Genomic DNA, 24,721 nt, shown 5'->3' with positions numbered 1-24,721 from the left:
CGCGACGACCGGCGGGCACGCGCCGGCTTGGTGGCGGACACGGATTGGGGTAGGGGAGCGCGACCGATCGCTTGGGGGCGTTGCCATGGACGAAGCGCAGATCATCGCCCGGCTCGACCTGCTGCGCACCGAGCATCGCGACCTCGACGCGGCGATCGATGCGCTGGCGTTCACCGGCCTGCCCGACCAGCTGCAACTCGCCCGGCTGAAGAAGCGCAAGCTGCGGCTGCGCGACGAGATCGCCGCGTGCGAGGACCAACTGATCCCCGACATCATCGCCTGATCCATGGGGCGGGATCGATGGGCGGGGCGCCCGGAACGCCCTGTCCTGGGACACTCCCGGCCGATCTGCGCTCAACGCGTGCTGTGCAGGACAATGCCGCTGTGTCAGAGACATGGCATGACCGGCCGCAGCACCGAATCGCGCATCCACCGCCGTCTGATCGATGCGCTCTATACCGAGGCGATGCTGCTCGCCGATGAGGCGCGATCCTATTTCGACGAGGATGGCCGGGCGGAGCGGGAGGCGCTGGACCCGCTGATTCGCGTCGGCTTCTCCTGCGAATCGTTGAAGGTGACGACCCGGCTGATGCACGTCATCGCCTGGCTCTTGACCCAGCGCGCCGTGGATGCAGGCGAACTCAAGCCGCGCGAGGCGCTCGATAGCACGCGCCGGCTGGGCCACGCGCCGCAGTTCGATGCCGAACTGGTCGCCGCCCTGCCGCAGCGTGCCCGCATGCTGGTCGAGGCGAGCGCCAACCTGCACCGCCGCGTCGGCCTGCTCGATGTCGCGCTGGAAGGCGAGCTGACGCCCAGCCCGGTCCACCGCCTGCACGATCGGCTCGCCCTGGCGTTCTGAACGCCGCGATGCCCCTGAGGACGCGCCTCAGCCGAGCCGCGCCTTCGCCGCCGCATATTCGGCCTTGAGCCGCCCGACGCGATCGGCGACGCTCTCCACGCGATCCACCGCGCCGATGCCCTGGCCCGATCCCCAGATGTCGCGCCACGCCTTGGCCTTCGACCCGTTGCCACCGCCGAAGTTCATGGTCTTGAGGTCGCCTTCGGGCAGATTGTCTGGGTCGAGCCCCGACGCCTCGATCGAGCTGCGCAGGTAATTGCCGTGCACGCCGGTGAACAGGTTGGAATAGACGATGTCGGCGGCACGGCTGGCGACGATCGAATCCTTGTACTCCGGCGCGGCATTCGCCTCGTGCGTGGCGATGAAGGGCGATCCGATATAGGCGAAGTCCGCCCCCATCGCCTGTGCCGCGAGCACCGCGCCACCGGTCGCGATCGATCCGGACAGCGCCAGCGGCCCGTCGAACCATTGGCGGATTTCCTGCACGATCGCGAAGGGCGAAAGCCGCCCGGCATGACCGCCGGCCCCCGCCGCGACCGCGATCAGGCCGTCAGCGCCCTTTTCGATCGCCTTGCGCGCGAAGCGGTCGTCGATGACGTCGTGCAGGGTGATACCACCCCAGCCATGCACCGCGGTGTTGAGATCCTCGCGCGCGCCCAGCGAGGTGATGACGATCGGCACCTGCCACTTGGCGCAGGTGGCAAGGTCGGCCTCCAGCCGGTCGTTGGACTTGTGGACGATCTGGTTGACCGCGAACGGCGCGGCGGGCGAACCGGGATGGTCGCGATTGTGCGCGGCCAGTTCCTCGGTGATCCGGTGCAGCCATTCGTCGAGCAGCGACTGCGGCCGCGCGTTTAGCGCCGGAAAGGAGCCGACGATCCCCGCCTTGCATTGCGCGATCACCAGATCGGGGCCGGAGATGATGAACAGCGGCGAACCGATGACGGGCAGGGCCAGGCGGTCGAAGATCGTGGGGGTCATGGGGCTCCTCTCGAACAGGTTGTTGACCGAAACCGATCCGGCTGTCCAGCGAGCCGCGCCCCGCCGTGCAGGAGCCGCATAGGACAAGCCCCGACTTGCCGTCGCGCGGCAAAGGCGTATGGCCACCGTCATACACCCATGCCGGAGTCGTACCACCCATGAAGCTTGCCGCCGCAGCCATCCTGGCGCTGTCCGTATCCACGCCCGCGCTTGCCGCCGGCAGCCTGCCGACCAATGTCGTTCCGCTGGTCTACGACATTTCCGTCACCCCCGACGCGCAGGCGCTCACCTTCTCGGGCAGCGAGACGGTGACGGTCGACGTCAAGGCGGCAACGCCGACGATCACGCTCAACGCCGCCGACCTCGCGATCACGGCGGCGACCTTCGACGGCAAGCCGGTGCGCTACACGCTCGACAAGGCCAAGCAGCAACTCACCCTGACGCTGCCCGCCGCGGCCAAGGTCGGGCAGCACACCGTCGGCTTCCGCTGGACCGGCAAGATCGGCCAGTCCGCCGCCGGCCTGTTCGCCATCGATTACACCAACAACGACGGGTCGAAGGCGCGGATGCTGGCGACCCAGTTCGAGGCGCCGGACGCACGCCGCTTCGCGCCGATGTGGGACGAGCCTGCGTTCAAGGCGAAGTTCCGGCTGAAGGCGGTGGCGCCGGCGGGACAGCTCGCCATTTCGAACATGCCCGGCACGATCACCAAACAGGCGAACGGCACGCAGCTCTACAGCTTCGCCGAAACGCCGGTGATGTCGAGCTACCTGCTCTACCTCGGCATGGGCGACCTCGAGCGCAAGACGGTGCAGGCCGGCAATGTCGAAATCGGCGTGGTCACCCGCCGCGGCGTCTCCGATCAGGGCGATTACGCGCTGGCCGAGGCCAAGCGGCTGCTGCCCTATTACAACAGCTATTTCGGTCAGCCCTATCCGCTGCCGAAGATGGACATGATCGCCGGGCCGGGCTCCAGCCAGTTCTTCGGCGCGATGGAGAATTGGGGCGCGATCTTCTATTTCGAGCCCGAATTGCTGTTCGACCCCAAGCGTTCGACCGAAAGCGCGCGGCAGCGCATCTTCACCGTCGTCGCGCACGAGATGGCGCACCAGTGGTTCGGCGACCTCGTCACCATGAAATGGTGGGACGACCTGTGGCTCAACGAAGGCTTCGCCTCGTGGATGGAGAACAAGTCGGCGCAGGACCTCAACCCCGCCTGGCAGGCCGAGGCCGCCGCGGTGATGACCGATCGCGAACGCGCCATGGCGATCGACGCCACGTCCGCCACCCACCCGATCATCCGCAAGATCGAAACGGTCGACCAGATCGGCGAAGCCTTCGACGGCATCACCTACATGAAGGGTCAGGCGGTCATCGAGATGCTCGAATCGACGCTCGGCCCGGATAAGTTCCGCGACGGCATCCGCCGCTACATGGCCAAGTACAAATACGGCAACACCGTCACCGATCAACTGTGGGCGGAGCTGTCCGCCGCGGCCGGCCAGCCGGTGGCGGAGATCGCGCATGGCTTCACCCTGCAGGGCGGCGTGCCGCTGGTGACGCTCAGCCAGGCGCAGTGCAGCGGCGGCACGACCACCGCCACGCTCGTGCAGGGGCGCTTCGGCCTGGATGCCGCCTCCAAGACGCCGCAGACGTGGAGGGTGCCGATGGTCGTCGGCACGCTGGGCGGCGGCGAGACGCGCACGATCGTCTCGGGTCCCAGCACCAGCGTGTCGGTGAAGGGCTGCGGCACGCTGGTGCTGAACCAGGGCAAGGGCAGCTACACGCGGGTGATGTACGATGCCGCGGCGCATGACGCGCTGGTCCGCGACTATACGCGGCTTAGCCTCAAGGACCGGCTGGGCACGCTCGGCGACGATTATGCGCTGGCGGCCGGCGGTTACCAGGACCTGTCGCGCTTCTTCGCGCTGATGGGGCAGGTCGGCGCGAACGCCGATCCGCTGGAATGGGGGCTGGTGTCGGGCCGACTGGGCAGCCTTGCCGGGCTGTTCGACGGCACGCCGCTGGAGGCGCCGCTGAAGGCGCGCACCGTGGCGCTGCTCGGGCCGGTGCTGCAACGCATCGGCCTCACCGCCAAGCCCGGCGAATCGCCGCTGGTCAGCAACCTGCGCGAGACGCTGGTCGGCCGGCTGGGGCAGAGCGGCAGCCCCGAACTGCTGCAACAGGCGCGCGGCTATGTATCCCGCCTCGCCGACGATCCGACCGCCATCCCGCCGGCGATCCGCCTGCCGATCCTGTCGACCTTCGCCAGCAATGCGACGCCGGCCGATTGGGACCTGCTGCTGCGCCTGACCAAGGCGGAAACCAATCCGGTCGCCAAGAACACCTTCGTCTCGCTGCTCGGCGAGGCGGAGGACGAGGCGCTGGCCAAACGGGCGCTGGACCTGCTGAAGACCGATACGCTCACCGCGCCGCAAAAGGCGGAGCTGCTGAGCTCGGTCGGCGGCGCGCATCCCGACCTCGCCTTCGACTGGGCGGTCGCGAACCGCGCGTTGGTCGAGGGCTTCCTCGAGGAAAGCAGCCGGTCGAGCTTCATCGTCGGCCTCGGCGGCGGATCGACCGATCCCGCCATGCCCGGCAAGATCGAGGCGTTCGCGCAGACGCTGCCCGAAACCTCGCGCAGCCCGGCCAGGCGCGTGCTGTCGGGCATCGCGGTGCGCAAGGCGGCGGCCGACCGCCTGCGTCCGGCGGTGCAGACCTGGCTCGGCAAGGGGGCGTAAGCGGCGTTTCCCCCCGGTCATCCCGCCTGCGGGCCGGGATGACCGGGGGGGGGATCGCGGACGGGCGGCGCCACCCGCTTCCCTCCGCGGCCAACACCGCCTACATCGCACGTCCCATGTCGCGTCCCAAACCCGCCACCTTCGACAAGAAGAAGATCGTCGCCGAGAACCGCAAGGCCCGGTTCGAGTACAGCATCGACACCGTCTACGAGGCGGGGATCGCGCTGACCGGCACGGAGGTCAAATCGCTGCGCTTCGGCGAAGGCAGCATCGGCGAAAGCTATGCCGAAGTGCGCGACGGCCAGGTCTGGCTGGTCAACGCCAACGTCCCGGAATTCAGCCACGGCAACCGCTTCAACCACGAGGCGAAGCGGCCGCGTAAATTGCTGCTTCACGAACGCGAGATAAACAAGCTCCATGGCGCGGTGGCGCGCGAGGGCATGACCCTCGTGCCGCTCAGCGTCTATTTCAACGGACGCGGCCGCGCGAAGGTGGAACTGGCGCTCGCCAAGGGGCGCAAGGATCACGACAAGCGCGCGGCGATCAAGGAGCGGGAATGGAAGCGGGAAGCCGGACGCATCATGCGCGAACGGGGCTGATGACTGACCGGCCGGGGAAGCCCGGCATGTGGCGCCGCACCGTCGACTGGTGCCGCCGCAGCATGCCGACGCGCGAATCGATGGAGTCGAACCGGCTGCTCCGTCCGGTCGCGCATCGCGTGCTGGAGCCGGGGTTGTGGCGCTTCACCCGCCGCTCGGTGCCGCGGGGCGTCGCGCTGGGCATGGTCGCCGGCTTCCTGTTCCCCGTCGCGCAGATCGCCATCGCGGCGCTGTTCGCGCTGCCGTTCCGGGCCAACGTGCCGGTGGCGGCGCTCACCACCTTCATCACCAATCCCCTGACCACGCCCTTCCTGTGGTTCGTCGCCTACAAGATCGGCGCCTGGATCCTGCACAGCGACGCGCCCGCCATCGCGCAGCCCGCCGCGGAGGCGACCGGGTGGCTGCAATGGCTGACCGGCGCCTTTCACTGGCTATGGGCGCAAGGGCCGGCGTTCGGGCTCGGTTTGATCGTCCTCACCTCCGTCTGTGCCGCGCTGGGCTATGCCGCATCGGCGCTCGGCTGGCGGCTGTGGATCGCGCGCAAGTGGCGTCACCGCCATGCCACAAACCCTGTTTGACGAAGCGTTTTAACCGGTTAGAACACCGCGCATCCTGAGTCTTGATTATCCAATCTTTTTTAGGGACCAACGATGCGCAAACAGGTTCTTGCCGCCCTTCTGCTCGCCTCCGCCGCGTCCGGCGTCGTCTACGCCCAGAGCAGCACCCCGTCGACCGCGCCGGCGCGCGCCGGCAAGCCGCAGCTCGGCGATTTCGGCGTCGATCTGACCGCGATGGACAAGGCGGTCGCTCCGGGTGACGACTTCTACAACTACGTCAACGGCGCCTGGATGGCCCGCACCGAGATCCCGGCCGACCGGTCGAGCTGGGGCGGCTTCGCGATCCTGCGCAACCTGTCCGACGAGCGCACCCGTGCGGTGATCGAGGGCGCGGCGGCGACGCCGGGCACCGATCCGGTGGCGACCAAGATCGGCGACACCTATGCGACGTTCATGGACGCGCCCGCCATCGAGGCCGCCGGCGCCGCGCCGCTCAAGCCCTATCTTGCCAAGATCGCCGCGATCAAATCGCAGAGCGACCTCGCCAAGGCGTTCGGCGAGGCGACCAAGCACGGCATCGACGTGCCGATCGGTGCGGGCGTGCAGCAGGACCTCAAGGACAACACCGTCTATGCGGTGTACCTCGGCCAGGGCGGCCTCGGCCTGCCCGACAAGGACTATTACCTCAAAGACGATCCCAAGTTCGCCGAGGCGCGCACCAAATACGTGACCTATATCGCCGACATGCTGCGCATGGCCGGCCAGCCCGATCCGCAAGGCTCGGCGCAGCGCATCTACGACCTCGAGAAGAGCATCGCGCAGCAGCATTGGGACCGCGCCGAACTGCGTCAGGTCGAAAAGAGCTACAACCCGATGCCGGTGGCGCAGCTCGCCACCGCCATGCCCGGCTTCGACTGGCAGGCGATGCTGGCCGAGCAGGGCCTGGGCAGCCAGACGCGCGTGATCGTCGGCCAGCCGTCGGCGCTGACCGGCACCGCCAAGATCGTCGCCGCCACGCCGCTGTCGACGTGGAAGGAATATCTGGCGTTCCACACCATCTCCAACGCCGCGCCGCTGCTCTCGTCGAACTTCGTCAACACGCAGTTCGCCTTCTACGGCACGACGTTGAACGGCACGCCGCAGCTGAAGGAGCGCTGGAAGCGCGGCGTGGACCTCGTCAACGGCAGCCTCGGCGAGGCGGTCGGCCAGATCTACGTCCAGAAGTATTTCCCGCCCGAGGCCAAGGCCAAGGCCGACGAGCTGGTCCGCAACCTGATCGCGGCGATGGACATCCGCCTGTCCAAGCTCACCTGGATGGCGCCGGAAACCAAGGTGAAGGCGCGCGCCAAGCTTGCCGCCTTCACCCCGAAGATCGGCTATCCCGACAAATTCCGCGATTACACCAGCCTGCGCGTGGTGAAGGGCGACGTGCTGGGCAACGCCGATCGCGTCGCCGAGTTCGAATACAACCGCCAGCTGAACAAGATCGGCAAGCCGGTCGACCGCAGCGAATGGTTCATGACTCCGCAGACGGTCAACGCCTATGCCAATCCGCTGATGAACGAGGTCGTCTTCCCGGCCGCGATCCTGCAGCCGCCGTTCTTCGATCCGAACGCCGATCCGGCGGTGAACTATGGCGCGATTGGCGCCGTGATCGGCCACGAGCTGAGCCACCATTTCGACGACCAGGGTCGCAAGTTCGATCCCAAGGGCAATTTCGCCGACTGGTGGACGCCCGCCGACGTCGAACGGTTCAACGCGCTGACCGACAAGGTTGTCGCGCAATATGGCGCCTACGAGCCGATCCCGGGCAGCCACGTCAACGGCAAGCTGACGCTCGGCGAGAACATGGCCGATCTCGCCGGCATCAACGTCGCCTATGACGCCTACAAGCTGTCGCTGAAGGGCAAGAAGGCACCGGTGATCGACGGCTTCGACGGCGACCAGCGCTTCTTCATGGGCTTCGGCCAGGTCTGGCAGACCAAGGCGCGCGAGGCGTCGATCAAGAACCAGCTGACCACCGATCCGCATACGCCGGGCCAGTGGCGCGCCTATGTGGTCCGCAACCTCGACGCCTGGTATCCAGCGTTCAAAGTGAAGCCCGGCCAGAAATATTATCTGGCTCCGGCCGATCGCATCAAGATCTGGTAAGTCCTTCGGTTTTTCTGCGCCGCCCGCCACCATCGTGGCGGGCGGCTTTTTCGTTTCAGCGGAGCATCTATGAAGACCATCATTCTCGCTAGCCTGCTCGGCGCGTCGGCGATCGCCGGCATCGGCGCCACGATCGGCTATGCGCAATCCACCACCGGCACGCCGCAGATCGGCGCATTCGGCTTCGATGAAGCCGGCATGGACCGCGCGGTCGCACCGGGCGACGATTTCTACGGCTATGCCAACGGCACCTGGGCGAAGACCACGGCGATCCCGGCCGACAAGGCGAGCTTCGGCGCATTCGATACGCTTGCCGACCTGTCGCGCGACCGCACGCGCGGCATCCTCGAAGCGGCGGCGAAAACGCGCGGGTCGAAGATTGGCACCGCCTATGCGACCTATCTCGACACCGCGACGATCGAGAAGCAGGGGCTCGGCCCGATCAAGCCGTGGCTTGCCGAGATCAAGGCAACGACCAAGGCGACCTATCCCGCCATCGTCGCCAAGGCGGCGCGTCAGGGCGTCGGCACGCCGTTCGGCACCGGCGTCGGCCAGGATGCCAAGCATCCCGAAGTCTATATCGTCGGCATCCGCCAATCGGGGCTCGGCCTGCCCGACCGCGATTACTACCTCGAGCCCAAGAACGCCAAGGAGAAGGCGGCGTACGAGGCGCATATCGCCCGCATGTTCGAGCTCGCCGGCGAGCCCGATGCCGCCGCCCGCGCCAAGGCAGTGGTCGATTTCGAAACCGCCATTGCGCAGGTCAGCTGGACCCGCGTCGACAGCCGCGACGCCAACAAGACCTACAACAAGACCACGGTGGCCGACCTGTCAGCGAACGCCCCCGGCTTCGACTTCGTCACCTATCTGCAGGGGCTCGGCACGCCGGTCGACAGCCTCAACGTCAGCCAGCCATCGGCGGTGCAGGGGATCGCCAGGCTGATCGGCGCCGCGCCCATCGCGGTGCTGCGCGACCAGCTGCTGATCCGCAGCCTCGACAATTACGCCGACGTGCTACCGGCCGCGTTCGACAAGGAACAGTTCGCCTTCTACGGCACGACCCTGTCCGGCACGCCGCAGCAGGAAGAGCGCTGGAAGCGCGCGGTCAGCTTCACCAGCGGCGCGCTGTCCGACGATGTCAGCAAGCTGTATGTCGCGCGCTATTTCCCGCCGGCGACCAAGGCGGCGGCGGATGCGCTGGTCCGCAACGTGCTGTCGGCGATGGGCACGCGGATCGACAATCTGGACTGGATGGCGCCCGAAACCAAGGTGAAGGCGCATGCCAAGCTCGCCGCCTTCACGCCCAAGATCGGCTACCCCTCGCGCTGGCGTGATTATGCCGGCCTGCGCATCGTGCCCGGCGACGCGCTCGGCAACGAACGCCGTGCGGCCGAATGGCGCTACGACTATAACGTCGGCCATCTCGGCAAGCCGCTCCAGCGCTGGGAGTGGGGGATGACGCCGATGACGGTCAATGCCTATGCCAATTTCGGCATGGTCGAGATCGTGTTCCCGGCCGCGATCCTGCAACCGCCGTTCTTCGATCCGCATGCGGACCCGGCGGTGAACTATGGCGGGATCGGCGCGGTGATCGGCCACGAACTCAGCCACCATTTCGACGATCAGGGCTCGAAATACGACGCCAAGGGGCAGCTCACCGACTGGTGGACGCCGCAGGACGTCGCGCGGTTCAAGGCGCTGACCGGCAAGCTGGTCGCCCAATATGACGCCTATGAGCCGTTGCCGGGCATGCACGTGAAGGGCGCGCTGACGCTCGGCGAGAACACCGCCGACCTTGCCGGCCTCGCCGTCGCCTACGATGCCTATCGCGCGTCGCTGAACGGCCGCGAGGCGCCGGTGATCGACGGCCTGACCGGCGACCAGCGCTTCTATCTCGGCTGGGCGCAGGTGTGGCGTCGCAATTATCGCGAGGCGAACCTGAAGCAGCGGCTGATGACCGATCCGCACAGCCCCTCGCAGCAGCGGACCTGGGTCGTCCGCAATCTTGATCCCTGGTACGCCGCCTACAAGCCGGCGCCTACCGGCAAGCTGGTGCTGACCCCGGACCAGCGCGTCCGCATCTGGTGAGGGCCGCCCGTCCTCCGGCCTCGCCGGGGGACGGGAGATGGCACCAATCGCTTGACGCGGCCGGTGCGATCCCGCGATGACGGGGTGACATGGCGACGCTTCCGATCTCCACGGGTTTCACGCCCACGCGCATGGCGGCGCTGGTCGCCGGGGGCGCGACCGTCGCCGCGGCGGCGTTGGTACTGCTGCTCATCGGCAGCGTCGCCGCGGCGGCAGGCTTCGTTGCGCTGGGCATCATCGCGGCCGGCGCGGTGATCGCCTGGCGCCTGCTCGCGCCACAGGCGACGACGGACGCGCGCGCGATCGACTGGTCCTTCACCCGCGCCGTGGCGCAGGCGAGCACCGATGCGATCGCCATCACCGATCGCGCCGGCCGGCTGGTCTGCGCCAACGACGCCTATGAGGCGCTGTTCGCCGGTTTCCCGACCCCGCCCGGCCTGCCGCTTGCCGGGGACGGCGTCGCCTTGCTCGGCAATGCCGGCCGCATCGCCTGGCGCGATGGGGAGGGCGAGGTCAGCGGCCTCCACGTCGGCGCGCGGCAGGTGACAGCGCGGATCGCGCGCTCGGGCGACGAAGGCGACATGCTGGTGTGGCGCTTCACCGTCATCGCCCGGCAGGACCTCGCCGCCTCGACCGAGACGCTGATCGCCGGCGCGACCGGCGACCGGCTCGGCGGCGCGGGCGTGATGGCGGCGCTGATCGGATCGGACGGTCGCGTACGCGCCTGCAACCGGGTGCTCGCCCGCCGCGCGCTGGGCGGCGAGGGGACGCTGGAGGGACGCGACTTTGCGCGGCTGCTCATCACCGACAGCCGCGGCCTCGTCCGCTTCGAGCGCGAAGGCCTCGACGGCACGCCGCTACGCGTGCTCCAGATTCCGTTCATGGACGGCGAGCGGGCACCGGTGCTCGTCGCCCTGCTCGACGGCGAGGATACCGCGCCGGCGATCGGCGCCAGCGCCTCGGCGCATGTGCGCAGCCTCGTCAGCTTGATGCCGTTCGGCATGGCGCTGGTCGATCGGGAGGGCCGGTTCCTCCAGATGAACGATGCCTTTCTGCGCGCGGCCGGCGTCGACCCGCGCAGCCCGCCGCTCTATCCCGGCGATCTGGTGGTGCGCGAGGACAAGGCGGCGGTGGCCGACGCGATCCGCCGCTTCGCCGGCGGCGCGACCCATTCCTCCGATATGGCGGTGCGGCTGAAGGATCATCCCGACGAGCCGGTCGCGCTGACCATTGCCGGCGCGCGCGGACTGGGCGATGCCGCGGTGCTGCTCAGCCTCAAGGACAATAGCGAGGAAAGCCGGCTGAAGCGCGAGGTGGCGCAGGCGACCAAGATGCAGGCGGTCGGCCAGCTGGCGGGCGGCGTCGCGCATGATTTCAACAACATCCTGACCGCGATCATCGGTCATTGCGACCTGATGATGATGCGCCATTCGCCCGGCGACAGCGATTACGACGATATCCAGCAGATCCGCACCAATTCGAACCGCGCGGCCAGCCTGACGCGCCAGCTGCTCGCCTTCAGCCGTCAGCAGACGCTGCGGCCGCAGACGCTGCAACTGCCCGATGTGGTGGCGGAGGTATCCAACCTGTTGAAGCGACTGATGGGCGAACAGATCCGCCTCGACGTCAGCCACGGGCGCAACCTGGGCGCGGTGCGCGCCGATCCGGGGCAGCTCGAACAGGTGGTGGTGAATCTCGCGGTCAACGCACGCGACGCCATGCTCTCGCACAATCCGCGCGGCGGCGGCACGCTCACCATCCAGACCAAGGCGGTCACCGCCGCCGAGGTGCGGGCGATGGCATCCGACATCCTGCCCGTCGCCGATTACACCGCGCTGGTCGTCAGCGACACCGGCAGCGGCATCGCGCCCGAAATCCTGCCCAAGATCTTCGAACCCTTCTTCACCACCAAGGAAGTGGGCAAGGGCACGGGCCTCGGCCTCTCCACCGTCTACGGCATCGTCAAACAGTCGGGCGGCTGGATCTTCGCCGATTCGAAGCCGGGGCAGGGCGCGACCTTCACCATGTACCTGCCCGTGCATGCCGCGGGCACCGTCACCCGCACGGCACCGGCGCGCGCGCCGGCCAAGCCGGTCGAGATGTGGGGCACCGGCACCATCCTGCTGGTCGAGGACGAGGACATGGTCCGCGCCGTCGCCGAACGCGCGCTGACGCGGCAGGGCTATACGGTGATGACCGCCGAGAATGGCGAGGCGGCGCTGGACCTGCTCGACCGCAACGGCCGCCCGGACCTGCTCATCAGCGACGTGGTGATGCCGACGATGGACGGGCCGACGATGGTCCGCCACGTTCGCGAACGCTACCCGGACCTGCCGATCATCTTCATGTCGGGCTATGCCGAGGAACAGCTGCGCAAGTCGATCGACATCGATCACGTCGCCTTCCTGCCCAAGCCGTTCAGCGTCCAGCAGCTCGCCGAGGCGGCGCGCGACGTGCTGGTCGGGCGATAGCGCTCGGGTGCCCAGCGTACCGTGTGCGCAACAACCGCTTGGCATCCTCCGCCAAGCGCGGTTAAGGGCATCGCATGCAGTCTCCCACGCAAATCCTCATCGTCGAGGATGAACCGCTGATCGCGATGATGCTCGAGGATTTCCTCGAGGTGCTGGACAAGACCCCCGTCGGCACCGTCGACAGCGTGGCGGCGGCGCTGGAGCGCGTCGGCACCGGCGGCATCGACGCGGCGATCCTCGACGTCAATTTGCGCGGCGGCGAGAAGAGCACGCCCGTCGCCGAAGCGCTGGCGGCGCAGGGCATCCCCTTCATCTTCGCCACCGGCGGCAGCGATGACAGCGTCGACGCGCAGTTCCGCGATCGCCCCGTCCTGCAAAAGCCGTTCACCATGGATGGCGTCGCCAAGGCCCTCGACGCGCTGTAATAGCGCCGCCGGGCGCACGCCCGGCTGTCCCGCCTCCTCGCGCCTTTGCAGGGCGCCGCCGCGTGACGCTTTTGTCACCGGAACGATGACGATCCGGCCGCATTATTCCGCAGACGAAACGGAAGAAGAGGATGCCGGACTGATGCCGACCTATGCCGTCGAGGCGCTTGATGCCGTCACCATCGCGCCCGGCTCGCCGCTCGATGGCATGGACTTGATGAGCCCCTATGTCTGGAAGGAGGGCAACCGCTACCGCATGATGGTGCGCGGCGTGCCGGATCCCCTGGGTCCGGGCGATCCGACCGGCCTGATCGCCAGCGGCTGGAGCGACGACGGCCTCGCATTCACGCTCGATCCGCAACTCGCCATCCGGCCGGGCAGCGACCCGGCGGATGCCGATGCCGGCGGATGCGAGGACCCGACGGTCGTGCCCGATGGCAACGGCGGCTACATCGTCTTCTACACCGGCGTCGACGCCGCGCGGAAACAGGGCGTGATGGTCGCCGCGGACGGGCCGACGCTCGACGCGCTCGAAAAGCGCAAGGTGATCCTCGCCGCACCGGCCGGCGAGGGCAATATCAAGGAGGCGACCGTCGTCCGCACGCCGGCGGGCGACTGGCGGATCTTCTACGAATATGCCGCCGCCGAGGAGGGCGGGGTCGGCGCGTCGCGGGTCGGGATCGCCCGCGCCGACGCGCTGGGGCAGGGGTGGACGTCGCTCGCCGATCCCTTCCCGATCCGCGCCGAATCGTGGGACAATTGGCATCTGTCGACCGGGCCGATCTGCCAGCTGCCCGGGGCCGACCCGGTGATGTTCTACAATGGCGCGACGCTGGACGCGCGCTGGCGGATCGGCTGGATCAGCTTCACCGCCGAGTATGACGCGGTCACCGGGCGCGGGCTGGAACCCGTCATCCTTCCGCCCCCGCCCGAGGATCGCGAAAAGACCGATATCGCCTTCGCCGCCTCCACGGTCGTCGAGAATGGCTCGATATCCCTCTACTTTTCCCTGGAGGATCGCATTCTCCGGCGCGCGACGATCCGCCATTACGCGTAACAAGCTTGCGTCGCAGGGGGCTTTGGCGACATAGGGCGTCGCCATGACCCAGTTCGACAAGACCCGCCTGCCGAGCCGCCACGTCTCGGTCGGCCCCGAGCGCGCCCCGCACCGCAGCTATTACTACGCCATGGGGCTGAGCGAAGAGGAGATCGCCCGGCCGTTCGTCGCGCTCGCCAGCGCGGGCAACAATTCGGCGCCCTGCAACACCACGCTCGATGCGCAGGCGGATGCCGCGCAGGGCGGCGTGATCCAGGGCGGCGGCATGCCGCGCCGGTTCAACACCATCACCGTCACCGACGGCATCGCCATGGGCCACCAGGGCATGAAGGCCTCGCTGGTCAGCCGTGAAGTGATCGCCGATTCGGTCGAGCTGTCGGTGCGCGGCCATTGCTATGACGCGCTGGTCGGCTTTGCCGGTTGCGACAAGTCGCTGCCCGGCATGATGATGGCGATGCTGCGACTCAACATCCCCTCGATCTTCGTCTACGGCGGATCGATCCTGCCCGGCCGCTTCCACGACCGCGACGTGACGGTGGTCGACGTGTTCGAGGTGGTCGGCAAATATGCCGCCGGCGCCTGCCCGCTGTCGGAGGTGCACGAGCTCGAAAAGGTCGCCTGCCCCGGCCATGGCGCATGCGGCGGCCAGTTCACCGCCAACACCATGGCCTGCGTCGGCGAGGCGATCGGACTCAGCCTGCCCAACAGCAACATGGTGCCGGCGCCGTACACGACGCGCGAACAGATCGCGGTCGCCGCCGGCGCGCAGGTGATGGACCTGGTGGCGCGGCAGCTGCGCCCGCGCGACATCTGCACGCGCGCCGCCTTCATCAACGCCGCACGCGTCGTCGCGGCGACCGGCGGCTCGACCAACGCGGCCCTGCACCTGCCGGCGATGGCCAATGAGGCGGGCATCGATTTCGACCTGTTCGACGTCGCCGAAGCGTTCAAGTCGACGCCCTATATCGCCGACCTCAAGCCGGGCGGCCGCTACGTCGCCAAGGACATGTACGAAGCAGGCGGCGTCTACATGCTGATGAAGACGATGCTGGCCGGCGACCTGCTCGACGGCGACTGCATGACCGTCACCGGCCGCACGCTGGGCGAAAATATCGACCAGGTGACGTGGAACCCCGATCAGAAGGTCATCTACGACGTCGCGACGCCGATCAGCCCGACCGGCGGCGTCGTCGGCCTGCGCGGCAGCCTGGCGCCGGAAGGAGCGATCGTGAAGGTCGCCGGCATGCACCGCCTGCAATTCGAAGGGCCGGCGCGCGTTTTCGACTGCGAAGAGGATTGCTTCGCCGCCGTCGAGGCGCGGGCGATCGTCGAGGGCGAGGTGCTGGTGATCCGCTACGAGGGGCCGAAGGGCGGGCCGGGCATGCGCGAGATGCTGTCGACCACTGCCGCGCTCTATGGCCTTGGCATGGGCGAAAAGGTGGCGCTCATCACCGACGGCCGCTTCTCGGGCGCGACGCGCGGTTTCTGCATCGGCCATGTCGGGCCGGAGGCAGCGGATGGCGGGCCGATCGGGCTGGTCGAGAATGGCGACACGATCCGCATCGATGCCGAGGCGGGAACGATCGACCTGCTGGTCGATGCGGACACGCTCGCCACGCGCCGCGCCGCCTGGCAGGGGCGGGTGAACGATTACGGCTCGGGCGCATTGTGGCGCTATGCCCAGAACGTCGGCCCCGCCTATAAAGGCGCCGTCACCCATCCCGGTGCCAAGGCCGAACGCCACGTCTATGCGGATATCTGATCGCGGTCTTGCGGCCGGAGCCGTGCTGCTCCTCGCCGCATGCAGCGATCCGACCGGCCAGACCGCGAACACGCAGGTGCTGGCCGATGTCGAGGCGACGCAGCGCCGGGACGCGGCGGACGACGGTCGCATCCTGTGCGCGCACGGCGCGGCGGCTTTGCGCCGGGCCTGCACCGTCGAACAGGCGGCGGGTCCACGCGGCTTGGTGCTGACCGTGCGCCACGACGACGACGGCAGCTTCCACCGGCTGCTCGTGACCCGCGACGGGCGCGGCGTGGTGGCTGCCGACGGCGCCGACCTCGCGCGGGTGACCATCACCGATCCGCAGTCGATCGACGTCGCGATCGGCGAGGATCGCTACCGCCTGCCCGCGACGATCAAGCCGCGATGATCGGCATCGCCGGGCGCCCGATCCTCTCCACGGCCGCGATGCGCGCGGCGGAGAATGCGGCGGTCGCCGCCGGCACGTCGGTCGACGCGCTGATGCGAACGGCGGGCGAGGGGATCGCCGCTGCGACCCGCCGTCTGGCCGCGGGAGCCGAGGTGCTGGTGGTCTGCGGGCCGGGCAACAATGGCGGCGACGGCTATGTCGCCGCGGCGGCACTGGCGCAGGCGGGGCATGCCGTTCGCCTCGCCGCCGATGCGGCCCCGCGTACCGATGCGGCGCGGCGAGCCGCCGCTAGCTGGAGCGGCACGATCGAAAGCCTTGCCGATGCTGCACCGGCGCCGGTGCTGGTCGATTGCCTGCTCGGCACGGGCGTGACCCGCGCGCTGGCTGTCGACCTCGATGCAGCGCTCGCGCGGCTTGCCGGCGCCGCCCGCCTCGTCATCGCCGCCGACCTGCCGAGCGGGGTCCATGCCGATACCGGCGAAGTCCCCGACTGGGCGAAGGCGCATCCGGCGACGCTGACGCTCGCATTGGGCGCAGTCAAACCCGCGCACGTCCTTCAGCCGGCCGCCCGCGCCTGCGGGACGGTCCGGCTGATCGACTTGCATCTTGGCGAGCATCGCACTCAACCGACGGTCGCCGCGCCGCCCGTGCTGCCTGAACCGGGACCGGAATCGCACAAATATACCCGCGGGATGGTCGCGATCGTTTCCGGAGCGATGGAGGGGGCGGCACGGCTCGCCGCCATCGCAGCGCTACGCAGCGGTGCAGGCTATGTCGCGCTCTACGGCGGCAGCGGGCACGGCGGAGCCGATGCCATCGTCCACCGCCCCTATGACGTGGAGGTGCTCGCTGAGGCGCGGATCGGCGCCATCCTGATCGGCCCCGGCCTTGGGCGGGATGCTAAGGCACGCGAACGGCTCGACGCGCTGCTCGCTGCCGACGCGCATCCGATCGTCGTCGATGGCGACGCGCTCCACCTGCTCGATCCCGATGCCTGGACGAAGCGGCGCCACCCGATCGTCCTGACGCCCCACGCCGGTGAGTTCCGCGCCCTGTTCGGCGATATCGACGGTTCACCAATCGACCAGGCGCAGGCCGCCGCGCGGCGCAGCGGCGCGGTGGTGGTGCTGAAGGGGCCGACGACGGTCGTGGCGGGCGCCGCGGGAACGCGCGTCCACCCCGGCGGCAATCCGTGGCTGTCGACCGCCGGCACCGGTGACGTGCTCGCCGGCACGATCGCGGCGCAGCTCGCGCATCCCGGCGCCGATCGGCTCGACGCGGCCACTGCCGGCGTGTGGCTGCACGCCGAGGCGGCGCGGAGCGCGGGGCGCAGCTTCATCGCCGACGACTTGGCAAATGCGCTGACCCCGGCCAGAGCCGGCGCATGACCTCTTCCGATACGATCCAGCGCGTCGCCGCCCGCGGCGACGGCGTCACCGCGGACGGCCGCCACGCCGCCTTCGCCGCGCCGGGCGACACGCTCAACGCCGACGGCACGCTGACCCCCGGCCCGCATCACCAGACGCCGCCGTGCCGCCATTTCCCGGAATGCGGCGGCTGCCAGCTCCAGCATCTCGACGATGCGGCCTATGCAGGCTTCGTCACCGATCGCGTCGCCAGCGCGCTTGATGCGCAGGGGCTTGCCGCCACGCTGCGGCCGCCCGAGGTGTCGCCGCCCAACACCCGCCGCCGCGCGACGCTGCATGCCGAGGGGAAGGGCGGGCGTGTCATGCTCGGCTTCACCGCCGAAAAGAGCCATGCGATCGTCGACATGCGCGAATGCCACATCCTCGCACCGGCGCTGTTCGCGCTGGTCGGGCCGCTGCGCGCGCTGCTCCAGCAACTGGGCTTCAAGCGGCGGGGCGACGTCAACCTGACGCTGTCCGACCAGGGACCGGACGTGTTCGTCACCAACCTCAAGGCAGACGGCCTCGCCGCGGCCGAGGCGATCACCGCCTTTTGCGAGCGCCACGGCGTCGCCCGCTTCACCCTGGATGCCGGTGACGGCCCGGAAACCCGCTGGGAGCCGCAGCCGGTGACGATCACGCTCGGCGGCCATCCCACGCCCCTGCCGCCCGCCTCGTTCCTGCAGGCGACGCAGGAGGGCGAGGATGCGCTGGTCGCGGCGATGCGCGAGGCGACGGCGGGCGCCGCGACGGTCGCCGATCTGTTCGCGGGCCTCGGCACCTTCAGCCTGGCGCTGCCCGCGCGCGTCTATGCCGCGGAGGGCGCGCGCGATGCGCTCTTCTCGCTCAAGGCCGCGGCCGCGCGGGCGCAGCTGCCGGTCTTCACCGAGCATCGCGATCTCTACCGCCGCCCGCTGACCGTCACGGAACTCGATCGCTTCGACGCGATCGTCATCGATCCCCCCCGCGCCGGTGCACGCGATCAGGCAGAGGCGCTCGCCGCCTGCCAGGCCAAGGTGATCGGCTACGTCTCGTGCAACCCGTCCAGCTTCGCGCGCGATGCCCGCATGCTGGTCGACGGCGGCTGGCGGATCGACTGGATCCGGCCGGTCGGCCAGTTCCGCTGGTCGACCCATGTCGAACTCGCCGCGCGGTTCGTCCGCTAGGGATCAGTAGCGCGCCGCCATGAAGAACAGCCCGTCGGGCGGCGCGTTCAGGCCCAGCCGGGCGCGATCCCGCGCCGCCAGCGCGTCGGCGACGTCATCCGCCGACCAACGGCCCATACCGACCAGCGCCAGGCAGCCGACCATCGAGCGCACCTGATGGTGCAGGAAGGATCGGGCGGCCGCGCGGATCGCGATGCGCTCGCCCGTCCGCTCTACCGCCAGCACGTCCAGCGTCCGCAGCGGGCTGTCCGCCTGGCAATGCGCCGAACGGAACGTCGTGAAATCGTGCCGCCCGACCAGCATCGCCGCCGCCGCCGCCATCGCCGCGCTGTCGAGCGGCTGCGGCACCTGCCACGCCAGCCCGGCTTCCCAGGTCAGCGGCGCCCGCCGATTGACGATACGATATTCGTAAGACCGGCGGATGCACGAAAAGCGCGCATGCCAATCGTCGTCGACCTGCTCGCACGCCAGCACCGCCACCGGTGAGGGGCGCACGCGCGCGTTCAGCGCCTCCATCAGCCGGAACGGCGCGATCGGCTTGGCGATATCGACATGCGCCCGCATGCCCAGCCCGTGTACCCCGGCATCGGTGCGCCCCGCGGCATGCACCGCCGTGCGTTCGCCGGTAACGGCGAACACCGCCTCCTCCAGCGCCGCCTGCACGCTCGGCCCGTGCTTCTGCCGCTGCCAGCCCATGAACGGCCGGCCGTCATATTCCACCGTCAACGCAAAGCGCGTCACACCGCGGTTCCCGACTTCACCGCAAAGCCGCGCAGCAACTCGGTCGCGCTGGTCACGCCGCGGCCGGCGCGCTGCACCAGCGTCGGCCGGATCGCGCCGTCGCCGCAGGCGATGGTGAGCGCGTCGTCCACCGTCTCCCCCGCTCCGCCGGGGAAGGTGAAGGGCAGCACGTCCGCCGCCAGGATCTTCACCCGTTCGCCGGCGATCTCGCACCAGGCGCCCGGTGCCGGGTTCATCGCCCGCACCAGCCGCTCCACCTCCACCGCGCTGCGCGTGAAGTCGATGCGCGCCTCCGCCTTGTCGATCTTGGCGGCATAGGTGACGCCGTCCTCCGGCTGCGCCACGGCGGGATGCGCGGCAAGGTCCGCCAGCACCGTCACCATCAGCTGCGCACCCATCGTCGCCAGTTCCTCGGTCAGCGCGCCTGCCGTCTTGCCGTCGATCGCCGTGCGGCCCTCCAGACGCACCGGGCCGGTGTCCAGCCCCGCCTCCATCTGCATGATGCCGACGCCCGTCTCGGTGTCGCCCGCCAGGATCGCACGCTGCACCGGCGCCGCGCCGCGCCAGCGCGGCAGCAGCGAGCCATGGACGTTGAGGCAGCCGTGCCGCGGCGCCGCCAGCACCGCCTTGGGCAGGATCAGGCCATAAGCGGCGACCACCGCCACGTCGGCCTCCAGCGCGGCGAACGCGGCCTGCTCGTCTGCGCCCTTCAGGCTGACGGGGTGGCGCACGGTTATGCCCAGTGCCTCCGCCCGCTGCTGCACCGGCGAGGGCACCAATTCGCGCCCGCGCCGCCCGCCCGGCCGCGGTGGCTGGCTATAGGCTGCGACGACGCTGTGCCCGGCCGCCACCAGTGCATCCAGCGTCGGCACCGCGAAGGCGGGAGTTCCCATGAAGATGATCCGCATGCCTCGCCTTCAACGCGCTGGCGGGCGGGCGCGCAACCCCCTATCTGTTCCTGCTATGGCGTCTCCCGAAATCGAAGCCCTGACCCAGGCGCTGGCGCGTCTTCCCGGCCTGGGGCCGCGCTCGGCCCGTCGCGCCGTGCTGCACCTCCTCAAGAAGCGCGAGGCGGCGCTCGGGCCGCTGCGCGCGGCGCTGGAGGCGGTGGACGAGCGGCTGGAGACCTGCTCCGTCTGCGGCAACGTCGATACCGCCAATCCGTGCGCGATCTGCGCCGATCCCCGCCGCGACCAGCGGGCGCTGTGCGTGGTGGAGGAGGTCGCCGATCTGTGGGCGCTGGAGCGCTCGCGCCTGTTCCCCGGCCGCTTCCACGTGCTGGGCGGGCGGCTGTCCGCGCTCGAGGGCGTGCGTCCGGAGGACCTCGCGATCGATGCGCTCGTCGGCCGGATCGAGGCCGGCGGCATCGACGAGGTCGTACTGGCGATGAATGCGACGCTGGAGGGGCAGACCACTGCGCACTACCTCGCCGACCGGATCGAGCGGTTTCCCGTTCGCCTGACGCAGCTCGCCCATGGCCTGCCGGTCGGCGGCGAGCTCGACTATCTCGACGAAGGCACGCTCGCCCAGGCGCTGCGCGCGCGGCGGCCGGTCGGCTGATCCGCCGCGATGCTTGACGCCATCCCGCCCGCCCCCTAGCTCCCGGGCCATGGCCGTCCTTCCTATCGTCGAAGTCCCCGATCCGCGTCTGCGCGTCATCTCCAAGCCGGTCGATGCGATCACCGACGCGACCCGTGCGTTCGTCGCCGATATGTACGACACGATGTATGCGGCACATGGCATCGGCCTCGCCGCGATCCAGGTCGGCGTCGACCAGCGCATCCTGGTGATCGACCTGCAGGAGGAAAAGGACGCGGAGGACAAGCCGATCAAGGCCCCGCGCGCCTATATCAACCCCGAGATCCTGTCGGTCAGCGACGAGACCAGCACCTATAACGAAGGCTGCTTGTCGATCCCTGAACAATATGCCGACGTGCAGCGCCCCACCGCCTGCCGCGTCCGCTGGCAGGACGAGACGGGCGCGCACCACGAGGACGAGCTGACCGGCCTGCTCGCGACCTGCATGCAGCATGAGATCGATCATCTGAACGGCGTGCTGTTCATCGACCATATCAGCCGCCTGAAGCGCGACATGGTGATGAAGAAGCTGGCCAAGGCCCGCCGCTGACCCTCAGGGATCGCCCTATATATTAAGGGGCTGTCCTACACGCCGCGTTCGATCTATGTTCCCCTGATGATGCGGGATCGTCCCAAAAGAACACCGTCGTCGGTGTGACTTTTGTGACCTTTCGAAGGGTAGAAGTGTGGATCAGTCGTCGTTCGTTATCGCCATTCTGGCGCTCGCCGCAGGCCTGCTGATCGGCTGGCTGCTGGCGAGCCGCCGCGCAGGATCGCTCGCCGCCGACCTTGCCGTCGCGCAGAGCAAGGCCGCCGATGCCGACCTCGCCACCCGCGCCCGGGACGCGGTGGAACAGGAGCGTAACGAGGCGATGCGCAACCTTGCCGCGCTGCGTGCGCAGGCCGAGGACCGGGCCGGCGCGGTCGAGGCCCTGCGTGGCGAACTCGTGGCGATCCGCACCGACCGCGACGCGGCCCGTACCGAGCTTGCCGCAGCCCATGCGCAGAGCGAAGCCTTCGAGGCGCGGCTTGCCGATATGCGCGAGGCGAAGGAGCTGATGGCGACGCAGTTCAACGAGCTTGCCAACCGCGCGCTGACCGACGCCCAGAAGGCCTTCCTCGATCGGGCCGAGGCGCGCTTCCGCCAGTCGGAGGAGCTGGCCGGCCAGAACCTCAAGTCGCTGCTCCAACCGGTCAACGATCGCCTCGCCCGCTACGAGGAGGGCGTCGCGCGGGTCGAGGCGGAACGCCGCGACGCATTCGGCGACCTCAAGGGCCAGATCGAGCAGATGCGCCTTGGCCAGGAGCGTGTGTCGGGCGAGGCGGCAAAGCTGGTCAACGCGCTGCGCAACGCCCCCAAGGCGCGCGGCCGCTGGGGCGAGCAGCAGCTGCGCAACGTGCTGGAAAGCTGCGGGCTGGCCGAACATACTGATTTTAAAATGGAAGTTAGCGTCGCCGACGGGGAAGGGGGGCGACTGCGCCCTGACGCGATCGTGCGCGTCCCCGGCGGCAAATCGCTCATCATCGATGCCAAGGTGTCGCTCAACGCCTATCAGGATGCGTTCGGCGCGGTGGACGAGGCCGAGCGCCAGATCGGCCTCACCGCGCACGCCGCCTCGATGCGCGCGCACGTCAACGGCCTCAGCGCCAAGGCCTATTGGGCGCAGTTCGACGACACCCCCGAATATGTCGTAATGTTCGTCCCCGGCGAACATTTCCTGTCGGCCGCGCTGGAGCATGACGCCGGCCTGTGGGACTATGCCTTCGACAAACGCGTGCTGCTCGCGACCCCGACCAACCTGATCGCCATCGCACGCACCGTCGCGGCGGTGTGGCGGCAGGAGAAGCTCGCCAGCGAGGCGCGGGCGATCGGCACCTTGGGCAAGGAATTGTACCAGCGGTTGGCGGTGATGGGCGGCCATGTCGCGCGGCTGGGCAAGAACCTCGATACCGCGATGGGCGCCTACAATGCCTTCGTCGGCAGTCTCGAAAGCCAGGTGCTGACCAGCGCCAAGCGGTTCGAGGCGCTGAACGTCGATACCGGCGGCAAGGCGATCGAGCCGCTACCGGTCGGCGAGCAAAGCGCCAGGCCGCTCACCAAGCTGGTGGCGGCACTACCGGAAGAGGTGTGAGGTGCCCGCCTACCGGCCGACTCGGTTGCCGCCGCCCTATCTGCGGCGGATCGCCTTCAAGCCGGATGCGGTCTTTTCCCGCAAACATTACCCTTTCTCGCTACCCTTCCTGCGCGACGACGATTTCGAGCTGACCTTCGACCGCGCCGTCACGATCATCGTCGGCGAGAATGGGGTCGGCAAATCGACCCTGCTGGAGGCGATCGGCGCCCTCGCCGGGTTCGACCAGGCGGGCGGCGGCCCCGGCTATCGGCCGATGGATCACGGCGGTGCCGTGGAGCGCAACGGGGATGTGCTCGCCAATGCGCTGCGGGCCAGCTGGCTGACCAAGGTCGGGCAGGGCTGGTTCTTCCGCGCCGAGAGCTTCTTTTCCGTCGCCCGCTACCTCGATCAGGCGGCACTCGAAGGCGGGGCGGCACCGCCCGATTTCCTGTCCCATTCGCACGGCGAAGGGTTCCTGCGCTTCTTCGAGGAACGTTGCGGGCGGCCCGGCATCTTCATCTTCGACGAGCCCGAATCGGCTCTGTCGCCGACGCGTCAGTTCGCGTTCCTGAAATTGCTGCGCGCCATGCAAGCAGGCGGCCAGAGCCAGGTGGTGATGGCGACCCACTCGCCGCTACTGATGGCGCTGCCCGACGCCACCCTGCTCGGCATGACCCGCGGCGGCCTTGCGCCCGTCACACTGGAAGATACGGCCCATTACCGCCTGACGCGGGATTTCGCTTTCGATCCGCATGGAACGGTGGCGGCGATGCTGGACGATTGAACCGTCGGGGCGGCGGCCCTCAGCGCTGCTGCGCCAGGACCTCATAGGCCATGACCGCGGTCGCCACCGCAGCGTTGAGGCTGTCCGCCTTGCCCAGCATCGGGATCTTGACCAGCAGGTCGCAGGCATCGGCATAGTCCGCCGGCATGCCCTGCGCCTCGTTGCCGGTCAGGAGGAATGTCGGCGCTGCATAGGTCGCGGCCCGATAATCGTGCTCGGTGTCGAGGCTCAGGCCGACCAGCTGCCCCGGCCCCTGCCGTAGCCAGGCGAGGAAGTCGTCCCAGCCGCTCCTGACCACCGGCACGGTGAACAGCGCGCCCATGCTCGCGCGCACCGCCTCCACCGAAAAGGGATCGACGCACTCGCCGATCAGGATCAGGCCACCCGCGCCGACGGCATCGGCGGTGCGCAGGATCGTGCCGAGGTTGCCCGGATCGCGCAGCCGCTCGGCGACCAGCCAGATGCCCGCCGCCGACCGGTCGAGGTCCGTCAGCTGCCGGTCGAACTCGTCGAAGACGCCGACGACCGCCTGCGGGTTATCCTTGCCCGACAGCTTCGAAAGGATGTCGGGCGTGGTCTGGATCGATTCGCCGCCGGCAAGCTCGACATCGATCGACAGTGCATGGACCAACGGGTGGTCGGCATTGGCCGCGGCATAGAACAGGATGCGCGGCAGGCGACCGGTGTCGCGCGCCTCCGTCAGGATGCGCAGGCCCTCGGCCATGAACTGGCGCGCGCCGCGCCGATGCTTCTTGTCGCGCAACTCGCGCGCATATTTGACGAGCGGGTTGGAAAAGGCGGTGATCTCACGGGGCATCGTACTTCGGCCTTCGCGCCGACCACGGACCGG

At 69.0% G+C, this 24,721-nt stretch carries 21 protein-coding genes and 1 pseudogene; 18 read left to right on the top strand and 4 right to left on the bottom strand.

The window, feature by feature from the left end; translation table 11 throughout:
• Window positions 1-85 precede the first annotated feature (85 nt).
• Entirely contained in the window at window positions 86-283 is a 198-nt protein-coding gene (locus AC4GY7_RS01465; RefSeq protein ID WP_491111632.1) for a YdcH family protein, read from the top strand.
• Between the two features lie 117 nt (window positions 284-400).
• Entirely contained in the window at window positions 401-859 is a 459-nt protein-coding gene (locus AC4GY7_RS01460; RefSeq protein ID WP_491111631.1) for a DUF1465 family protein, read from the top strand.
• A gap of 27 nt (window positions 860-886) precedes the next feature.
• Here AC4GY7_RS01460 and AC4GY7_RS01455 read toward each other — a convergent pair whose 3' ends face one another.
• Window positions 887-1,840, bottom strand: coding sequence for an NAD(P)H-dependent flavin oxidoreductase (locus AC4GY7_RS01455; RefSeq protein ID WP_491111630.1), 954 nt, complete (start codon window positions 1,838-1,840; stop codon window positions 887-889).
• Between the two features lie 158 nt (window positions 1,841-1,998).
• Here AC4GY7_RS01455 and AC4GY7_RS01450 point away from each other — a divergent pair, with 158 nt between their 5' ends.
• The 12 genes from AC4GY7_RS01450 (at window position 1,999) to AC4GY7_RS01395 (ending at window position 18,654) form a co-directional block, all read left to right on the top strand.
• Window positions 1,999-4,581: a M1 family metallopeptidase gene (locus tag AC4GY7_RS01450; protein WP_491111629.1), complete on the top strand. Its 2,583-nt coding sequence runs from the start codon at window positions 1,999-2,001 to the stop codon at window positions 4,579-4,581.
• A gap of 116 nt (window positions 4,582-4,697) precedes the next feature.
• Window positions 4,698-5,180, top strand: coding sequence for an SsrA-binding protein SmpB (gene smpB, locus AC4GY7_RS01445; RefSeq protein WP_491111628.1), 483 nt, complete (start codon window positions 4,698-4,700; stop codon window positions 5,178-5,180).
• On the top strand, window positions 5,180-5,758 hold the full coding sequence (locus AC4GY7_RS01440) for a DUF2062 domain-containing protein (RefSeq protein WP_491111627.1): 579 nt from the start codon (window positions 5,180-5,182) through the stop codon (window positions 5,756-5,758). The genes smpB and AC4GY7_RS01440 overlap by 1 nt, the downstream gene beginning before the upstream one ends.
• A 72-nt stretch (window positions 5,759-5,830) precedes the next feature.
• The gene (locus AC4GY7_RS01435; RefSeq protein ID WP_491111626.1) at window positions 5,831-7,888 is read left to right on the top strand and encodes a M13 family metallopeptidase; all 2,058 of its coding nucleotides are present in this window, start codon (window positions 5,831-5,833) and stop codon (window positions 7,886-7,888) included.
• Window positions 7,889-7,957: 69 nt separating this feature from the next.
• Window positions 7,958-9,976, top strand: a complete 2,019-nt coding sequence (locus tag AC4GY7_RS01430; protein WP_491111625.1) for a M13 family metallopeptidase — start codon at window positions 7,958-7,960, stop codon at window positions 9,974-9,976.
• 89 nt (window positions 9,977-10,065) lie between these two features.
• On the top strand, window positions 10,066-12,447 hold the full coding sequence (locus tag AC4GY7_RS01425) for a hybrid sensor histidine kinase/response regulator (RefSeq protein ID WP_491111624.1): 2,382 nt from the start codon (window positions 10,066-10,068) through the stop codon (window positions 12,445-12,447).
• Window positions 12,448-12,521: 74 nt separating this feature from the next.
• Entirely contained in the window at window positions 12,522-12,872 is a 351-nt protein-coding gene (locus tag AC4GY7_RS01420; protein ID WP_491111623.1) for a response regulator, read from the top strand.
• Between the two features lie 85 nt (window positions 12,873-12,957).
• Window positions 12,958-13,929, top strand: a complete 972-nt coding sequence (locus AC4GY7_RS01415; RefSeq protein ID WP_491111622.1) for a glycosidase — start codon at window positions 12,958-12,960, stop codon at window positions 13,927-13,929.
• A 43-nt stretch (window positions 13,930-13,972) separates the two neighbouring features.
• Entirely contained in the window at window positions 13,973-15,691 is a 1,719-nt protein-coding gene (gene ilvD / locus AC4GY7_RS01410) for a dihydroxy-acid dehydratase (RefSeq protein ID WP_491111621.1), read from the top strand.
• Window positions 15,678-16,082, top strand: coding sequence for a hypothetical protein (locus tag AC4GY7_RS01405; protein WP_491111620.1), 405 nt, complete (start codon window positions 15,678-15,680; stop codon window positions 16,080-16,082). The genes ilvD and AC4GY7_RS01405 overlap by 14 nt, the downstream gene beginning before the upstream one ends.
• Complete coding sequence (locus AC4GY7_RS01400; RefSeq protein ID WP_491111619.1) at window positions 16,079-17,470, top strand: NAD(P)H-hydrate dehydratase; 1,392 nt, start codon at window positions 16,079-16,081, stop codon at window positions 17,468-17,470. The genes AC4GY7_RS01405 and AC4GY7_RS01400 overlap by 4 nt, the downstream gene beginning before the upstream one ends.
• Complete coding sequence (locus AC4GY7_RS01395) at window positions 17,467-18,654, top strand: class I SAM-dependent RNA methyltransferase (RefSeq protein WP_491111618.1); 1,188 nt, start codon at window positions 17,467-17,469, stop codon at window positions 18,652-18,654. Before AC4GY7_RS01400 ends, AC4GY7_RS01395 begins: the two co-directional genes overlap by 4 nt.
• Here AC4GY7_RS01395 and truA read toward each other — a convergent pair.
• Together truA and fmt are read right to left on the bottom strand one after the other, a co-directional pair.
• Window positions 18,635-19,395: pseudogene (truA, locus tag AC4GY7_RS01390) on the bottom strand (tRNA pseudouridine(38-40) synthase TruA); the annotation flags it as partial. The gene AC4GY7_RS01395 and the pseudogene truA sit on opposite strands and share 20 nt — an antisense overlap.
• Window positions 19,392-20,303, bottom strand: coding sequence for a methionyl-tRNA formyltransferase (fmt, locus tag AC4GY7_RS01385; protein ID WP_491111617.1), 912 nt, complete (start codon window positions 20,301-20,303; stop codon window positions 19,392-19,394). The gene fmt and the pseudogene truA, both read right to left, overlap by 4 nt.
• 55 nt (window positions 20,304-20,358) lie before the next feature.
• Between fmt and recR the strand changes: the two genes are divergently transcribed.
• From recR to AC4GY7_RS01365, 4 genes are all read left to right on the top strand, one after another.
• The gene (gene recR, locus AC4GY7_RS01380; protein ID WP_491111616.1) at window positions 20,359-20,955 is read left to right on the top strand and encodes a recombination mediator RecR; all 597 of its coding nucleotides are present in this window, start codon (window positions 20,359-20,361) and stop codon (window positions 20,953-20,955) included.
• Between the two features lie 49 nt (window positions 20,956-21,004).
• Window positions 21,005-21,523: a peptide deformylase gene (def, locus tag AC4GY7_RS01375; RefSeq protein WP_491111615.1), complete on the top strand. Its 519-nt coding sequence runs from the start codon at window positions 21,005-21,007 to the stop codon at window positions 21,521-21,523.
• A gap of 136 nt (window positions 21,524-21,659) precedes the next feature.
• A complete protein-coding gene (locus AC4GY7_RS01370) occupies window positions 21,660-23,105 on the top strand; it encodes a DNA recombination protein RmuC (RefSeq protein WP_491111614.1) in 1,446 nt (481 codons plus the stop codon).
• Window position 23,106: 1 nt separating this feature from the next.
• Entirely contained in the window at window positions 23,107-23,871 is a 765-nt protein-coding gene (locus tag AC4GY7_RS01365; protein ID WP_491111613.1) for an AAA family ATPase, read from the top strand.
• A 19-nt stretch (window positions 23,872-23,890) separates the two neighbouring features.
• Here AC4GY7_RS01365 and AC4GY7_RS01360 read toward each other — a convergent pair whose 3' ends face one another.
• Window positions 23,891-24,688 (bottom strand): TrmH family RNA methyltransferase, encoded by a 798-nt coding sequence (locus AC4GY7_RS01360; protein ID WP_491111612.1) that lies wholly within the window; start codon window positions 24,686-24,688, stop codon window positions 23,891-23,893.
• Between the last annotated feature and the right edge of the window lie 33 nt (window positions 24,689-24,721).

Source organism: Sphingomonas sp. SP5 (genome assembly GCF_058313455.1).
This window is presented reverse-complemented; position numbering and strand designations above follow the sequence as displayed.

Coding starts and splice junctions, on each gene's coding strand:
- AC4GY7_RS01465 (WP_491111632.1), top strand. CDS start 86: ATGGACGAAGCGCAGATCATCGCCCGGCTCGACCTGCTGCGCACCGAG.
- AC4GY7_RS01460 (WP_491111631.1), top strand. CDS start 401: ATGACCGGCCGCAGCACCGAATCGCGCATCCACCGCCGTCTGATCGAT.
- AC4GY7_RS01455 (WP_491111630.1), bottom strand. CDS start 1,840: ATGACCCCCACGATCTTCGACCGCCTGGCCCTGCCCGTCATCGGTTCG.
- AC4GY7_RS01450 (WP_491111629.1), top strand. CDS start 1,999: ATGAAGCTTGCCGCCGCAGCCATCCTGGCGCTGTCCGTATCCACGCCC.
- smpB (WP_491111628.1), top strand. CDS start 4,698: ATGTCGCGTCCCAAACCCGCCACCTTCGACAAGAAGAAGATCGTCGCC.
- AC4GY7_RS01440 (WP_491111627.1), top strand. CDS start 5,180: ATGACTGACCGGCCGGGGAAGCCCGGCATGTGGCGCCGCACCGTCGAC.
- AC4GY7_RS01435 (WP_491111626.1), top strand. CDS start 5,831: ATGCGCAAACAGGTTCTTGCCGCCCTTCTGCTCGCCTCCGCCGCGTCC.
- AC4GY7_RS01430 (WP_491111625.1), top strand. CDS start 7,958: ATGAAGACCATCATTCTCGCTAGCCTGCTCGGCGCGTCGGCGATCGCC.
- AC4GY7_RS01425 (WP_491111624.1), top strand. CDS start 10,066: ATGGCGACGCTTCCGATCTCCACGGGTTTCACGCCCACGCGCATGGCG.
- AC4GY7_RS01420 (WP_491111623.1), top strand. CDS start 12,522: ATGCAGTCTCCCACGCAAATCCTCATCGTCGAGGATGAACCGCTGATC.
- AC4GY7_RS01415 (WP_491111622.1), top strand. CDS start 12,958: ATGACGATCCGGCCGCATTATTCCGCAGACGAAACGGAAGAAGAGGAT.
- ilvD (WP_491111621.1), top strand. CDS start 13,973: ATGACCCAGTTCGACAAGACCCGCCTGCCGAGCCGCCACGTCTCGGTC.
- AC4GY7_RS01405 (WP_491111620.1), top strand. CDS start 15,678: ATGCGGATATCTGATCGCGGTCTTGCGGCCGGAGCCGTGCTGCTCCTC.
- AC4GY7_RS01400 (WP_491111619.1), top strand. CDS start 16,079: ATGATCGGCATCGCCGGGCGCCCGATCCTCTCCACGGCCGCGATGCGC.
- AC4GY7_RS01395 (WP_491111618.1), top strand. CDS start 17,467: ATGACCTCTTCCGATACGATCCAGCGCGTCGCCGCCCGCGGCGACGGC.
- fmt (WP_491111617.1), bottom strand. CDS start 20,303: ATGCGGATCATCTTCATGGGAACTCCCGCCTTCGCGGTGCCGACGCTG.
- recR (WP_491111616.1), top strand. CDS start 20,359: ATGGCGTCTCCCGAAATCGAAGCCCTGACCCAGGCGCTGGCGCGTCTT.
- def (WP_491111615.1), top strand. CDS start 21,005: ATGGCCGTCCTTCCTATCGTCGAAGTCCCCGATCCGCGTCTGCGCGTC.
- AC4GY7_RS01360 (WP_491111612.1), bottom strand. CDS start 24,688: ATGCCCCGTGAGATCACCGCCTTTTCCAACCCGCTCGTCAAATATGCG.